The 15,202-nt window shown below is 63.8% G+C and carries 11 protein-coding genes; all 11 read left to right on the top strand.

The window, feature by feature from the left end:
- Positions 1–2: 2 nt before the first annotated feature.
- The 11 genes from SC318_RS12420 (at position 3) to SC318_RS12370 (ending at position 15,160) form a co-directional block, all read left to right on the top strand.
- The gene (locus SC318_RS12420) at positions 3–956 is read left to right on the top strand and encodes a D-2-hydroxyacid dehydrogenase family protein (protein ID WP_320431035.1); all 954 of its coding nucleotides are present in this window, start codon (positions 3–5) and stop codon (positions 954–956) included.
- Between the two features lie 468 nt (positions 957–1,424).
- The gene (gene glgA, locus SC318_RS12415) at positions 1,425–2,981 is read left to right on the top strand and encodes a glycogen synthase GlgA (protein WP_320431034.1); all 1,557 of its coding nucleotides are present in this window, start codon (positions 1,425–1,427) and stop codon (positions 2,979–2,981) included.
- A gap of 19 nt (positions 2,982–3,000) precedes the next feature.
- Positions 3,001–4,746, top strand: a complete 1,746-nt coding sequence (treZ, locus tag SC318_RS12410; protein WP_320431033.1) for a malto-oligosyltrehalose trehalohydrolase — start codon at positions 3,001–3,003, stop codon at positions 4,744–4,746.
- On the top strand, positions 4,743–6,827 hold the full coding sequence (gene malQ, locus SC318_RS12405; RefSeq protein ID WP_320431032.1) for a 4-alpha-glucanotransferase: 2,085 nt from the start codon (positions 4,743–4,745) through the stop codon (positions 6,825–6,827). Before treZ ends, malQ begins: the two co-directional genes overlap by 4 nt.
- Positions 6,824–9,574: a malto-oligosyltrehalose synthase gene (locus tag SC318_RS12400; protein ID WP_320431031.1), complete on the top strand. Its 2,751-nt coding sequence runs from the start codon at positions 6,824–6,826 to the stop codon at positions 9,572–9,574. The genes malQ and SC318_RS12400 overlap by 4 nt, the downstream gene beginning before the upstream one ends.
- A gap of 23 nt (positions 9,575–9,597) precedes the next feature.
- A complete protein-coding gene (locus SC318_RS12395) occupies positions 9,598–9,870 on the top strand; it encodes a DUF2934 domain-containing protein (protein ID WP_124386842.1) in 273 nt (90 codons plus the stop codon).
- Between the two features lie 123 nt (positions 9,871–9,993).
- Positions 9,994–12,153: a glycogen debranching protein GlgX gene (gene glgX, locus SC318_RS12390; protein WP_320431030.1), complete on the top strand. Its 2,160-nt coding sequence runs from the start codon at positions 9,994–9,996 to the stop codon at positions 12,151–12,153.
- 1 nt (position 12,154) lies between these two features.
- Positions 12,155–13,153, top strand: a complete 999-nt coding sequence (locus SC318_RS12385) for an acyl-CoA dehydrogenase family protein (protein ID WP_320431029.1) — start codon at positions 12,155–12,157, stop codon at positions 13,151–13,153.
- Positions 13,150–13,908: a PIG-L deacetylase family protein gene (locus tag SC318_RS12380; RefSeq protein ID WP_320431028.1), complete on the top strand. Its 759-nt coding sequence runs from the start codon at positions 13,150–13,152 to the stop codon at positions 13,906–13,908. The genes SC318_RS12385 and SC318_RS12380 overlap by 4 nt, the downstream gene beginning before the upstream one ends.
- Entirely contained in the window at positions 13,905–14,504 is a 600-nt protein-coding gene (locus SC318_RS12375; protein ID WP_320431027.1) for a class I SAM-dependent methyltransferase, read from the top strand. The genes SC318_RS12380 and SC318_RS12375 overlap by 4 nt, the downstream gene beginning before the upstream one ends.
- Positions 14,501–15,160 (top strand): glycosyltransferase family 2 protein, encoded by a 660-nt coding sequence (locus SC318_RS12370; protein WP_320431026.1) that lies wholly within the window; start codon positions 14,501–14,503, stop codon positions 15,158–15,160. Before SC318_RS12375 ends, SC318_RS12370 begins: the two co-directional genes overlap by 4 nt.
- Positions 15,161–15,202: the final 42 nt, after the last annotated feature.

Genomic DNA, 15,202 nt, shown 5'->3' with positions numbered 1-15,202 from the left:
GAATGTCGCTACAGATCGCAGTCATTGATGATTGGCAGCAAGTGGCCAGCGGTGTGGTGGATTGGTCGCTGCTGCAGCCTCTGGGCCAAGTGCATTTTCTGCACGACTACCCTGCCGATACCGTCACGATGGTCGAGCATTTGCAGGAGTTCGACGTTATTTGCGTGATGCGCGAGCGCTCCGTCTTCGACCAGGCGTTATTGCGAGGGCTGCCCAAGCTCAAATTGCTGGTGACCGGTGGCATGCGCAACGCCGCCATCGATATGCCCGCCGCCAAGACGCTGGGGATCCAGGTCTGCGGGACCGACAGTTACAAGCAGGCCGCGCCGGAGCTGACGTGGGCGCTGATCATGGCTTCGACCCGCAACCTGCTGGCCGAGGCCAACTCTCTGCGGGCGGGCGGCTGGCAGGTCGGCCTGGGTGGCGACCTGCATGGCAAGACGCTCGGCATCCTGGGGCTGGGCAGCATCGGGCAGAAAGTTGCGCAATTCGCCCAGGTGTTCGGCATGCGCGTGATTGCCTGGAGCGAAAACCTCACACCAGAGCGGGCCGCCGAGTCAGGAGTGACCTGGGTCAGCAAGCGCGAGTTGTTCGAACAGGCTGACATTCTGACCATTCACCTGGTGCTCAGCGAGCGCAGCCGCGGCCTGGTCGATGCGCAGGCTCTGGCCTGGATGAAACCCGGCGCCCATCTGGTGAACACGGCACGCGGACCGATCGTGGATGAACAAGCGCTGGTGGACGCATTGAGCAACGGGCGACTGGCCGGCGCGGCGCTGGACGTATATAGCCAGGAGCCACTACCGCTTGAGCATCCCTTCCGCACGTTACCCAACGTCCTCGCCACGCCCCATGTCGGTTATGTCAGCGAGCAGAACTACCGACAGTTCTACGGGCAAATGATCGAAGACATCCAGGCTTGGGCGAACGGCGCGCCCATTCGGGTGCTCGGCTGACGCACCGTTTCGGTGCGCACGTTCCCTTTTGGTATGGAGCTTGCTCCCGCTGGAGTGCGCAGTGTTCCCGGAATTTTGGGGCCGCTGCGCGCCCCAGCGGGAGCAAGCTCCCTCGCCACAGGTTTCGCCGGCCTAACCTTATGAGTTTTTTGTCCTACAATTTTTCCCGCCAAACCCAGCAGGCGCTGGAATCTGTCCTAGACTGATGACCGATGGGTCCGTTCCAAAACAAAAACCCCGCAAAAAATCGAAACTTTCGAACTCTGCCGCAGGTCCAGTTTTAGGTAAGGCGAACATATCCGGTTTCAGGCCGCATGCCCGCCCATCCAAACTTTTTCAGCTAACCGTGCAACTGGCATACGCCTTGCCAGTTTGTATTGCGCTTGTGCGCCTGGCCGCAGGATGCGGTCACTCGGAGCCAATGGCAGCGGGCCATTAGCCGACCAACGAAACAAAGGGGAGTGCATTATGATCAGTGCCGCAGTAGTAACTCAGGGAGAGCGTTTTAGTCAGCAGGCAGGGGGGCCGGCGTCATTGGTCGACCTGCCCAACACTGTGCGGCCAATCGTGAGTAAGAATCCGAATCGAAAGAAAGTGCTGTTTGTCACCTCCGAATTTGCCGACCTGGTGAAGACCGGCGGCCTGGGCGACGTTTCCGCTGCCCTGCCCCGCGCCATGGCCCACCTGCACGATGTGCGGGTGCTGATTCCCGGTTATCCGCAGGTAATGGAAAGCGACAACCCGATCCATATCGTCGGCGAACTGGGTGGCCACGCGGCGCTGCCACCGTGCAAGATCGGGCGCATGGACCTCAAGGACGGCCTGGTCATTTATGTACTGATCTGCCCTGAGTTGTACGAACGCGAAGGCACCCCCTACGGCGCGAACAATGGCCGTGACTGGCCGGACAACCATATCCGCTTCGCCCGCCTGGGCCTGGCCGCCGCCGACATTGCCGCCAACCTGGCACAGATCCACTGGTGCCCGGACCTGGTGCACGCCCACGACTGGCCGGCTGGCCTCGCCCCGGCCTATATGCACTGGCGTGGTTCACGCACCCCCACCCTGTTCACCATTCATAACCTCGCCTACCAAGGCGTGGTGAGCCTGGGCTGCACCCCCGAACTGGGCATTCCGCCCCATGCCCTGCAACAGGAAGGCATGGAGTTCTACGGCAAGATGTCGTTCCTCAAGGCCGGCATGGCCTATTCCAGCCACATCACCACGGTCAGCGCCACTTACGCCGCAGAAATCACCACCCCGGAATTCGGCTGCGGCCTGGATGGCTTCCTCGCCAGCAAGACCCAGCAGGGCCTGCTCAGCGGGATTCCCAACGGTATCGACGAAAGCTGGGAAACCTCGACTGACACCCACCTGACCCACAACTTCAATATCGGTGACTGGGAAGGCAAGGCCATCAACGCCGCCCATGTGCGCGAGCTGTTCGGCCTGCACGACTCCACCGGCCCGTTGTTTGCCGTGGTGTCGCGCCTGGTCTATCAGAAAGGCCTGGACCTCACCGAAGCCGTCGCCAGCTTTATTGTCGAAAACGGCGGCCAAATTGCCATCATCGGCCGTGGCGAGCCGGAAGAAGAACAGGCCATGCGTGAACTGGCGCTGCGCTTCCCCGGCCAGGTTGGCGTGCGCATCGGCTTCAACGAGACCGACGCGCGCCGCATGTTCGCCGGCAGCGACTTCCTGCTGATGCCGTCGCGCTATGAGCCGTGCGGCCTGAGCCAGATGTATGCGCAGCGTTTCGGCTCGTTGCCGGTGGCGCGCAATACCGGCGGCCTGGCCGACACCATTGAAGACGGCGTCACCGGTTTTCTGTTCAACGAATCCACGGTCGACAGCTACAAGGCCGCCCTGGAGCGCGCCTTCAAGGTGTTCTCCTATCCGGGCCTGCTCAATGCCATGCGCAGCCGCGCCATGACCCAACCCTTCAACTGGTCCCAGGCGGTGGAACCCTACGCCGAGCTGTATGAACAACTGGTGGCAAAAGCCCTGGGGAAATCGACCAAATAATCAAGAGAGGTCTTCATAGATGCCGTTACGGACTCTGGAAACCTGGCCCCACGGTGCACTGATGCTGGACGCGCAACACACGCGTTTCGCCTTGTGGGCGCCAGACGCGTTTTATGTGAGCGTTGAATTGCAGGATGGCCGATCCATCGCCATGCTGTCCCAGGCAGACGGCTGGTTCGAAGTCGAACTGGCCTGCCCCGCCGGCACGCTTTACCGCTTCAATATTGACGGGGAACGGGATGTTCCCGACCCCGCTTCCAGGGCCCAGGCCCAGGATGTTCACGGTTGGAGCCGTGTGGTCGATCCGCTGGCTTACCAGTGGCAACACAGCCAGTGGCAAGGCCGCCCGTGGCACGAGGCGGTGATCTACGAATTGCATGTCGGCGCGATGGGCGGTTACGCCGAAGTGGAGAAGCACCTGCCGCGCCTGGCCGAGCTGGGCGTGACCGCCATCGAACTGATGCCCCTGGCGCAGTTCCCCGGTGAACGCAACTGGGGTTACGACGGGGTACTGCCCTACGCCCCGCACTCTGCCTATGGCTCCCCCGAACAGCTCAAGCACCTGATCGATTGCGCCCATGGGCACGGTCTGGCGGTGATCCTCGATGTGGTCTACAACCACTTCGGCCCCGATGGCAATTACCTGGGCCAGTACGCCAAAGGCTTCTTTCAGGAAGACGTGCACACGCCGTGGGGCGCGGGCATTGATTTCGAGCGCCGTGAAGTGCGGGATTTCTTCCTGGATAACGCCCTCATGTGGCTGCTCGAATACCGCTTCGACGGCCTGCGCCTGGACGCGGTACACGCCATCGACAACCCCGGCTTCCTGCAGGAGCTGGCACAGCGCGTGCGCCAGCAGGTCGACACCGGTCGCCACGTGTGGCTGATGCTGGAAAACGAGCTGAACCAGGCCAGCCTGCTCAAGCATGATTTCGACGCGCAATGGAACGATGACTTCCATAACGTACTGCACGTGCTGCTCACCGGCGAAACCGATGCCTATTACAGCGACTTTGCCGAGCAGCCCACCGACAGGCTGGCCCGCTGCCTGGGTGAAGGCTTTATCTACCAGGGCCACACTACCCGCCACGGCCATGCCCGCGGTGAACCCAGCGCCGAGCTGCCGCCGACCGCCTTCGTGGCGTTCCTGCAGAACCACGACCAGATTGGCAACCGCGCCCTGGGCGAACGCCTGCACCAGTTGTGCCCGCCCGAGGCGCTGAAGGCGGCGACTGCCCTGCTGCTGCTGTCGCCGATGATTCCGCTGATGTTCATGGGCGATGAAGTCAACGCTGCAGAGCCGTTTCTGTTCTTCACCGACCATCACGGTGAACTGGCCGAGGCGGTGCGTGAAGGTCGACGCAGCGAGTTCGCCGATTTCGCCGCGTTTCACGACCCCGAGCAACGCGAACGCATTCCCGATCCGAACGCTGTGACGACATTCGAGCAATCGAAGCCTTCCTTCATCGAAAACGAGCACACCCAGCTCTATCGCCACCTGCTTGGCCTGCGCCATCAGCACGTGGTGCCGCACCTGCCCGGCAGCGTGGCCCTGGGCGCGCAAGTGCTGGCCGACCGCGCCGTCACTGCGCGCTGGCGCCTGGGCAACGGCCGTGTGTTGCAAATCGACCTGAACCTTGGCGCCGAGCCGGTCGACCAGCCCGCATCGCCCCACGTGATCTTTCAAACGCCTGCCGGGGTCGTGGCGCACTTGCCGCCCTTCAGTGCACGCGTGTCCTTATTTCCTGCCGGAGAACAGTCTTGAGCGAAGCGAACCTGGAACTACTCGCCAGCCGTGCGGGCCTGGCCGTCGATTGGATCGATGCCAACGGCCGCCCGCAACGGGTGCAGCCCGATGCGCTGCGCGCCGTGCTCAAGGGCCTGGGGCACCCGGCCGACACCGAGGCCGAGGTCGACGCCAGCCTGCGCGAATTGGAGCAGGCCGAGCAGGATAAGCATCTGCCGCCACTGCTGACCGTCGACAGTGGAGAAAGCCTGGACCTGTCGCGCTTCTTCGCGGCGGACACACCCTGCCGCGTGCAGCTTGAAAACGGCGAAGCCCTGGAGTTACGTCTGGACGGCGATGCCGTGCTGCCCGGCATCATCGCCCTTGGCTACCACCAGGCGCATATCGACGGCCAGACCTTCACCCTCGCCGTCGCACCCGCCCGTTGCTACAGCGTGGACGAAGCGGTCGACAGCAACCCGGCCCGCGCCTGGGGCCTCAGCGCCCAGTTGTACTCGCTGCGCCGCCTCGGCGACGGCGGCTTTGGCGACACCCTTGCCCTGGAACACCTGGCCCGCTCAGCCGCCGAGCGCGGCGCCGACGCCCTGGCGATCAGCCCGATGCACGCGATGTTCAGCGCCGACACCGAGCGCTACAGCCCGTACTCGCCTTCCAGCCGGCTGTTTCTCAACAGCCTGTATGCTTCGCCAGGTTGCATCCTGGGCGAACGTGAAGTGCGCAATGCCATCGAAGCCGCAGGCCTGACCGATGAGCTGCACGACCTGGAACAGCTCACCCTGGTCGACTGGCCAGCCGCCTCCAAGGCCAAGCAACGCCTGCTGCGCGCGCTGTACGACGATTTCCGCCACGGCCACCATCCGCAACATGCCGACTTCCAGAGCTTTCGCCAGAGCGGCGGTGAAGCCCTGGAAAACCATTGCCGTTTCGAAGCCGTGCAAGCGCTGCGCGCTGCTGCCGGCGAAGACCTCGACTGGCGTCAGTGGCCCGAAGACTGGCGTACACCGCAGAGCCCGGCGCTGGCAGCGTTCGCCGAGGAACACCGCGATGAGATCGGCTATTTCGCCTTCACCCAATGGCTGATCGCCCGCAGCCTGCAACGTGCGCAACAGGCGGCGCGCGGCAGCGGCATGGGCATCGGCCTGATCGCCGACCTGGCGGTGGGGGCAGATGGCGCCGGCAGCCAGGCCTGGAGCCGCCAGGATGAGTTGCTGGCCGACCTGACCGTGGGCGCGCCACCGGACATTCTCAACCGTGCGGGCCAGGGTTGGGGCATCTCCGCCTTCTCCCCCGAGGGGCTCAAGCGCAACGGTTTCCGCGCCTTTATCGAGATGCTGCGGGCCAACTTCGCCCACGCCGGCGGCTTGCGCATCGACCACGTAATGGGCCTGCAACGCCTGTGGGTCATCCCCAATGGCGCGTCCCCGCGCGAAGGCGCCTATCTGTATTTCCCGTTCGATGACATGCTGCGTCTGCTGGCGCTCGAATCCCATCGCCACCAGGCCATCGTCCTCGGTGAAGACCTGGGCACCGTCCCGGACGGCCTGCGGGAAAAACTCAGCAGCCGGTCGATTCTCGGCATGCGCGTGCTGCTGTTCGAGCAAGACCACAATGGCCAGTTCCGGCCCATTCTCGACTGGCCCGACAACGCCCTGGCCACCACCAGCACCCACGACCTGCCAACCCTCAACGGCTGGTGGCACAGCCGCGACATCGAATGGAACATCGAGCTGGGCCTGATCGACGCGCCAACGGTGGACCAATGGAGCGAGCACCGCCTGCGCGAACGTCAGGCGCTGCGCCAGGCCCTGAGCCAGGACCCGCAGAATTTCGTCGATGAAATCCGCAACGACACCGACCACATGATCGACGCCAGCGTGCGCTACCTCGGCCACACCCGTGCGCCGCTGGTATTGCTGCCGCTGGAGGATGCCCTGGGCATGGAGGAACAACCCAACCTGCCCGGCACCACCGACACCCATCCCAATTGGCGCCGCCGCCTGCCCGGTGAAGCGTCCAGCCTGCTCGACAATGCCGGCGCCGCGCGCCGCCTTGAGCTGCTGGCCGTCGCGCGCAACCAAGCCTATGAGCGTGACCGATGAAAGCACTGCCCCTGCGCGCTACCCAGCGCCTGCAATTCCATAAAGGCTTCACCCTGGATGATGCGGTGCCACTGGTGCCGTATTTCGCCCAAATGGGCATCAGCCACCTGTATGCCTCGCCGCTGCTCAAGGCACGTGCCGGATCGATGCATGGCTATGACGTGGTCGACCCCACCCGCGTGAACCCGGAACTGGGCGGCGAGGCGGCGTTGCAGCGTCTGGTTGCCGCGCTGCGCGAACACGACATGGGCCTGATCCTCGATATCGTCTCCAACCACATGGCGGTCGGTGGCGCCGACAACCCTTGGTGGCTGGACCTGCTGGAATGGGGACGCTTGAGCCCCTACGCTGAATTCTTCGATATCCAGTGGCACTCGCCCGACCCGCTGCTCAAGGGCCAGCTCTTGATGCCGTTCCTCGGCAGCGACTACGGCGAGGCGCTGCAGAGCGGCAACCTGATCCTGAAGTTCGACGCGGCGCAGGGTGCATTTTACGTCGAGCATTACGAGCACCGCTTCCCGATCTGCCCACGGGATTACGCGTTGATCCTGGGCGGCGATGAAGCGCTCAAGCCCTTGGCTGATCGTTTTGCCATGCTGGCCTATCAGGACGATGCCTACGCCGAAGCCGCCCGACTCAAAGAGGCATTGGCCGAACGCGCCGGGGACCTGCTGCCCGCCATCGAGCAGCGCCTCGCTGCCTTCGACGGGCGCACGCCGGAGGGCTTCGAGCGCCTGCATGAGCTGCTGGAGCAACAAACTTACCGCCTGGCCAGTTGGCGCACGGCGGCGGACGACATCAACTGGCGCCGCTTCTTCGACGTGAACGAGCTGGGCGGTCTGCGCGTGGAGCGCACGGCGGTGTTCGAGGCCACTCACGGCAAGATCTTCGAATTGATCGAGGCGGGCTTGATCGACGGCCTGCGCATCGACCACATCGATGGTCTGGCCGACCCGCGTGGTTACTGCCGCAAACTGCGCCGCCGCCTGGATGCGTTGTCGCCGCAGCGGCATCTGCCGATCTACGTGGAAAAAATCCTTGGCGAAGGCGAAACCCTGCGCGACGACTGGCAAGTGGATGGCACCACCGGCTATGAATTCATGAACCAACTGTCGTTGCTGCAGCACCACCCGGACGGTTTCGCCCCGCTGGCCGAGTTGTGGTCACGCCACAGCGAACGGCCGTCGGCGTTCATGGACGAAGCCCGGCTGGCACGCCAGCAAATCCTCAACGGATCCCTGGGCGGCGACTTCGAGAGCGTGGCCCAGGCACTGTTGCAAGTGGCCCGCGACGATGTGATGACCCGCGACCTGACCCTGGGCGCAATCCGTCGGGCGTTGCAGGAACTGATCGTGCACTTCCCGGTGTACCGCACCTACATCAGTGCGCGCGGGCGCAGCGCGGCTGACGACAAGATCTTCCAGCAGGCCATGGAAGGTGCGCGTACCACATTGAGCGAAGGCGACTGGCCCGTACTCGATCACCTGGAAAAGTGGCTGGGTGGGCAACCGTGGCGCCGTCGTCCGCTGGGTCGCGAGCGCAAGATGCTCAAGCATGCCTGTGTGCGCTTCCAGCAACTGACCTCGCCGGCCGCGGCCAAGGCGGTGGAAGACACCGCGTTCTACCGTTCGGCAGTGTTGTTGTCGCGCAACGATGTGGGCTTCAGCACCGAGCAGTTCAGCGCGCCGCTGCCGGACTTCCACACGGTCAATCAGCAGCGGCTTGAACACTTCCCGCACAACTTGCTGGCCACCGCCACCCACGACCATAAACGCGGCGAGGATACCCGCGCGCGTCTGGCGGTGCTGAGCGAGTGCGCGACCTGGTACGCCGAGCAGGTCGAACACTGGCGAGGCCTGGCCGCACCGCTGCGCGACACCCCCGACAGCCCGTCCGCTGGCGACGAGTTGATCCTCTATCAGGTATTGCTCGGCAGTTGGCCGCTGGAGTCCAGCCCTGACCTTGAGGCTTATCAGCAACGCCTGTGGCAGTGGCAACAGAAAGCCTTGCGCGAAGCCAAGCTGCAGAGCAGTTGGAGCGCTCCGAACGAGGCCTACGAACGCGGCGTGGAGACGTTCCTGCAGCGCGTGCTGCTCAGTGACGCCGGCGGCCCACTGCGCAGCGCCATCGCCAGCGCGGCCCAGGCCATCGCGCCGGCCGGCGCCCTCAACGGGCTGGCGCAGTCTTTGCTTCATCTGAGCGTGCCGGGTGTGCCGGACGTGTACCAGGGCGATGAGTTCTGGGACTTCAGCCTGGTCGATCCGGACAACCGTCGCCCGGTGGACTTCGTTGCGCGCCAACGCGCATTGGATACCCCGGCGAACCCGGTTGAGCTGTTGTCCCACTGGCGCGACGGGCGGATCAAACAGGCGCTGATCGCGCAGGTGCTGGCCTTGCGCAAGGCTCACGTGGGGTTGTTCAGCGACGGCACTTACACCGCTCTGGAGGTGGTGGGCGAGCAGGCCGAACACGTGGTCGCCTTCTGCCGCGAACACCAGGGCAAGCACGCAGTGGCGGTGGTGCCGCGCTGGTCCCGGCGCCTGCTCGAAAATGCGCAGCAGCCGCTGATTGCTGCGCAGGTTTGGGGCGATACACGGGTGAAATTACCGTTCGCCGCCACAACCCGAAACTGGAAGGGACTTTTTCAGACGAGCGCAGTCACACCAGACAAGGAGCTGTTGATCAGCGCTGCCCTGGGGGATTTCCCGGTCAATGTCTTTATCAATACCGATATTCAAGAAAGCTGAACATTTTCTCTGAGGAGTGTGTGATGAGTAATGAAGACAAACGCATCCGCGAACTGGCGCATCAGATCTGGGAGTCTGAAGGCAAGCCCCACGGTGAAGATGCACGTCACTGGGAGATGGCGCGCAAACTGGCAGAGGCCGAAGCGCTGACGCCAAGCAAGCCCAAGCCTGCTGCCAAACCCAAGACTGCACCCAAAGCCGCCGCCAAGCCCAAGCCGGCCGCGCCTGCCGCTGCCGCCAAGCCGGCGCCGAAAAAGCCAGCCGCGCCGAAGAAACCCAAGCCAGCCGCCCATTGATCACCGCGCCCCCTGACGACATTGTCGTCGGGGGGCCTTCATCTATATTTACGTCATACGCTGAATAACTGTCAGTACGGCCGCGTTCGGCCCGAAAAAAAGAATTCTTGCAGGAGCAACACCATGAGCAAACCCGAAAAAGCCTCAGCCACGCCGGACCACGAGCCGTCGCGGATTCGTGAAGGTTTGCCCTTCCCCCTTGGCGCCACCTGGGACGGCCTGGGCGTCAACTTCGCGCTGTTCTCCGCCAACGCCACCAAGGTCGAGCTGTGCCTGTTCGACGACGCCGGCGAAGTGGAACTGGAGCGCATCGAACTGCCCGAGTACACCGATGAAATCTTCCACGGTTACCTGCCCGACGCCCACCCGGGGCTGATCTATGGCTACCGTGTGTATGGCCCCTACGACCCGGAAAACGGCCATCGTTTCAACCACAACAAACTGCTGATCGACCCCTATGCCAAGCAACTGGTGGGTGAACTCAAATGGTCCGAAGCGCTGTTTGGCTACACCATCGGCCATCCCGATGACGACCTCAGCTTCGACGAACGCGACAGCGCGCCCTTCGTGCCCAAGTGCAAGGTCATCGACCCGGCGCACACCTGGGGTAATGACCAGCCGGTGCGCGTGCCGTGGGACCGTACGATCATCTACGAAACCCACCTGCGCGGCATTAGCATGCGCCACCCTTCGGTGGGCGAATCCGTGCGCGGTACCTGCGCCGGGCTGATGGACGACGATGTGCTCAAGCACATTCGCCAGTTGGGCGTTTCTTCGGTGGAACTGCTGCCGGTACATGCCTTTGTCAACGACCAGCACTTGCTGGAAAAAGGCATGACCAACTACTGGGGCTACAACAGCATCGCGTTCTTCGCACCCGACCCGCGCTACCTGGCCAGCGGCAAGATCGCCGAGTTCAAGGAGATGGTCGCGCACCTGCATGAACAGAAGCTGGAAGTGATCCTCGATGTGGTCTACAACCACACCGCCGAAGGCAACGAGCGCGGCCCTACCCTGTCGATGCGCGGTATCGACAACGCCTCGTACTACCGCCTGATGCCCGACGAAAAACGCTTCTACATCAACGATTCCGGCACCGGCAACACCCTCGACCTGAGCCACCCCTGCGTGCTGCAGATGGTCACCGACTCCCTGCGCTACTGGGCCACCGAGATGCACGTCGACGGCTTCCGTTTCGACCTGGCGACCATTCTCGGGCGCTACCGCGACGGCTTCGACGAACGTCACAGCTTCCTCGTGGCGTGCCGCCAGGACCCTATCCTGCGCCAGCTCAAATTGATCGCCGAACCCTGGGACTGCGGCCCGGGCGGCTATCAAGTGGGCAATTTCCCACCCGGCTGGGCGGAATGGAACGACCGTTTCCGCGACACCGTGCGCGCCTTCTGGAAAGGCGATGACGGGCAGTTGGCGGACTTCGCCGGGCGCATGACGGCTTCGGGCGAGATGTTCAACCATCGTGGGCGCCGGCCTTACAGCTCGGTGAACTTCATCACTGCCCACGACGGCTTCACCTTGCACGACCTGGTGTCGTACAACGACAAGCACAACGAAGCCAACGACGAGAACAACCAGGACGGCAGCAATAACAACCTGTCGTGGAACCATGGCGTCGAAGGCCCCACCGACGATCCTGAGATCAACGCCCTGCGTCTGCGCCAGATGCGCAACTTCTTTGCCACCCTGCTGCTGGCCCAAGGTACGCCGATGATCGTGGCCGGCGATGAGTTCGCCCGCACCCAGCACGGCAACAACAATGCCTACTGCCAGGACAGCGAGATTGGCTGGGTCAACTGGGACCTGGACGGTGACGGCAAGGATTTGCTCAAGTTCGTCAAGCGCCTGATCAAGTTGCGCCTGGCCTACCCGATCCTGCGCCGTGGACGCTTCCTGGTGGGCGACTACAACGAAGACATCGGCGTGAAGGACGTCACCTGGCTCGCGCCGGATGGCAACGAGATGACCACTGAGCAGTGGGAAGACAGCCATGGCCGTTGCCTGGGCATGCTGATGGATGGCCGCGCCCAGGAAACCGGGATTCGCCGCGCCGGCGCCGATGCCACGCTGTTGCTGGTGGTCAATGCCCACCACGACATGGTCAACTTCCGCTTGCCACCGGTGCCTCAGGGCGAGTTCTGGAATTGCCTGCTCGACACCAATGACCCAGCGGTGCGTGGGCAGGAGCGCTTTGACTTCGAGCACGAGTACGCCGCCACCGGTCGCTCGCTGCTGCTGTTTGAGCTTCAGCACGACGACGAGGTGTGAAATGGCGTTGCACGGATTCCTTTCGGGCTACCGGGGCTATGCGAATACGCAGGCCCTGGGGGACGCCCTGAAGGACCTTCAGGAAGAAGGCCTGGACCAGCTGCCGTTGCCCGGCAGCGGCCAGTCGCTGGAGCGCTTCAGCGGGCTCGCGCAAGTTGCCGGCCACGACCTGCGCTTGTGCAAGCTGTTTGAAGGCCACACCGATGCGCTGGCAATCATTGCCGAACTCGACAGCCCCCTGCCGCCCCTGGGCAGCACCTGGGGGATGTGGGCCGCCGAGCCGCCGAGCGCCAAGGTGCGCGTGCGGCGCGACGGCCAGCGGCTGATCGTTGACGGGCGTAAAGCCTGGTGTTCCGGTGCGTCGGTGGTGTCACACGGGTTGTTGACCGCATGGGACGAGGAAGACCGCCAGCAACTGGTCGCCGTGGCGATGGATCAGCCGGGCGTGACGGTGACGGATGATGGGTGGGATGCCGTGGGCATGGCCGCCACCGGCAGCGTCGAAATTGTCTTCGACCAGGCGCGTGGTCTTGCGGTGGGTGGGCCGGGTGACTACCTGGCCCGCCCGGGCTTCTGGCAAGGCGCAATCGGAATCGCCGCGTGCTGGTACGGCGCGGCGCAGCGTCTGGCCGAAGTGCTGCGCGAACAGTGCAGCAAGCATCCCGAGCCGCATGCCCTGGCCCACCTCGGCGCGGTGGACAGCGCGTTGAACAGTGCGGCGTGCGTGCTACGCGTCAGTGCCGAGCAGGTGGACCGGGCACCGACCGCCGATGCCCGGCTACTGGCCCAGCAGGTACGGGCCTGCGTCGAGGAAACCGTGGAACAAGTGATCCATCACGTTGGGCGGGCCGTGGGTGCGGGGCCTTATTGCAAGGACCCGCACTTTGCCCAATTGATGGCGGACTTGCCGGTGTTTGTGCGTCAAAGTCATGCCGAACGCGACCTGGCCGCCTTGGGCGAACAGGTCGCTGGCGAACCCTTTGGGAGGTGGCAGTTATGAAGCCCAACCCGATTGTCGGTCAGGGTACGTCGCTGCATTACTGGCAGACATCGGCGCGCCTGGCTGAACTGCCGCATGTCAGCGTCGAGCAACTGGTGCCCGAGGGGCGGCGCGCCGTGATCATCGCCCCGCATCCGGACGATGAAGTGCTCGGCTGCGGTGGTTTGCTGCAAGGACTGGCCGCATTGGACCGGCCCATCCAGCTGATTTCGGTCACCGACGGCAGCGCCAGCCATCCAGGTTCCAAACGCTGGCCGGTGCAACGCCTGAGCGTGGTGCGCCCCCAGGAGTCAGCTCAGGCCCTGCACCGCCTGGGCTTGCCGCTGCACAGTTTGAAGTGGCTGCGCGCCGGGTTTACCGACAGCAAGGTCGCCGAGCGCGAAACCGAGCTGACGGCGTTTATCCAGCGCTACCTCAAGCCCAACGATGTGGTGTTCGCCACCTGGCGCGAAGACGGCCATTGCGACCATGAAGCCGTGGGCCGCGCCAGCGCCGAAGCGGCCCGCGCCGTAGGGGCGCAGTTGTATGAACTGCCGGTATGGACCTGGCACTGGGCGACCGCCGAAGACGATATGGTGCCATGGGAACGTGCGCGCAAGATCCCGCTGACGCCGGAGAAAGTCGCGCGCAAACGCCATGCCATCCACGCCTTCGCCAGCCAGCTTGAAGGCGACCCTCAGGTCGGCCTGCCGCCGGTGCTGGCACCCTATGTGGTGGAACGTCTGCTGCAACCTTTTGAAGTGGTGTTCGTTTGAGTGTGACAACCCCTTATTTCGACCAGATGTTCGCGGGCAACGATGACCCGTGGGCGTTTCGTCAGCGTTGGTACGAACAACGCAAACGTGCAGTGAGCCTGGCGGTACTGACCCGAGCCCACTACGCCTCGATTTTCGAACCCGGCTGTGCCAATGGCGAACTGAGTGCCGAACTGGCGGCGCGCTGCGATCGCTTGCTGGCCTGTGATACGGCGAGTGCTGCAGTGGCGCTGGCGAAGAAACGGCTGGCGGGGTTTTCCAATGTCCAGGTGGAGCAACGACGGTTGCCTGAGCAATGGCCATCGGGGCAATTCGAGCTGATCGTGTTGAGTGAGCTGTGCTATTACCTGGATGCGGCTGACCTTGAGCGCCTGATTGACCGTTGCCTGGATGCGTTGGCGGAGAATGGCCAACTGTTGGCTTGCCACTGGCGCCCCTCCATCGAAGGTTGCCCGCAAACCGCCGAACAGGTCCACGCCCTGCTCCATCAGCGCCTGGGGCTGCATGCGGTGGTACGCCACCATGAAGAAGATTTTCTGCTCGACCTCTGGAGCCGCGACAGCGCCTCGGTCGCACGCCTTGAAGGCCTGCGATGATCGGTATCCTGATTCCGGTGCACAACGAAGAAGCGTTGCTGGGCGAATGCCTGAACGCCGCACTGGTTGCTGCGAGTCATCCGCAGCTGCACGGCGAAGCGGTACAGATCCTGGTAGTGCTCGACAGCTGCAGCGATGGCAGTGCGGCAATTGCGCAAGCGCAGGGTGTGCACTGCCTGGCGGTGCAGGCGTGCAATGTCGGGCATGCCCGTGGTGTGGGCGCGCAGCATCTGCTGGACCTGGGCGCGCGCTGGATCGCCTGTACCGACGCCGACAGTCGCGTTGCACCGGACTGGCTGGTGGCGCAACTGGCCCTGGGTTGCGACGCCGTGTGCGGTACCGTGACCGTGGACGCGTGGAGCGAAGGCTTCGACGCGGCGGCACAGATTCGCTATCACCAGGCTTACGCAGCCCGTGATGGGCATCGGCATATCCACGGCGCCAACCTGGGGGTCAGCGCCAGCGCCTATCGCCAGGCGGGTGGGTTTGAACCGCTGGCGTGCCATGAAGACGTACAACTGGTGCGCAGTCTGGAACGCTGCGGTGCTTCCATCGCCTGGAGCCACACCCCGCAAGTGATCACCAGCGCCCGCCTGGATTGCCGCGCCCGGGGTGGCTTCGCTGACTACTTGAAGAGCCTCATGCCGGTCTCGTAAAAAAAACGCCGTGGCGCCATTTATCCTTGTCTATGCTTATAA

Source organism: Pseudomonas sp. MUP55 (assembly GCF_034043515.1).
GTDB lineage: Bacteria > Pseudomonadota > Gammaproteobacteria > Pseudomonadales > Pseudomonadaceae > Aquipseudomonas.
The sequence above is the reverse complement of the archived record's forward strand: the minus strand, read 5'-3'. Positions and strand labels throughout refer to the sequence as shown.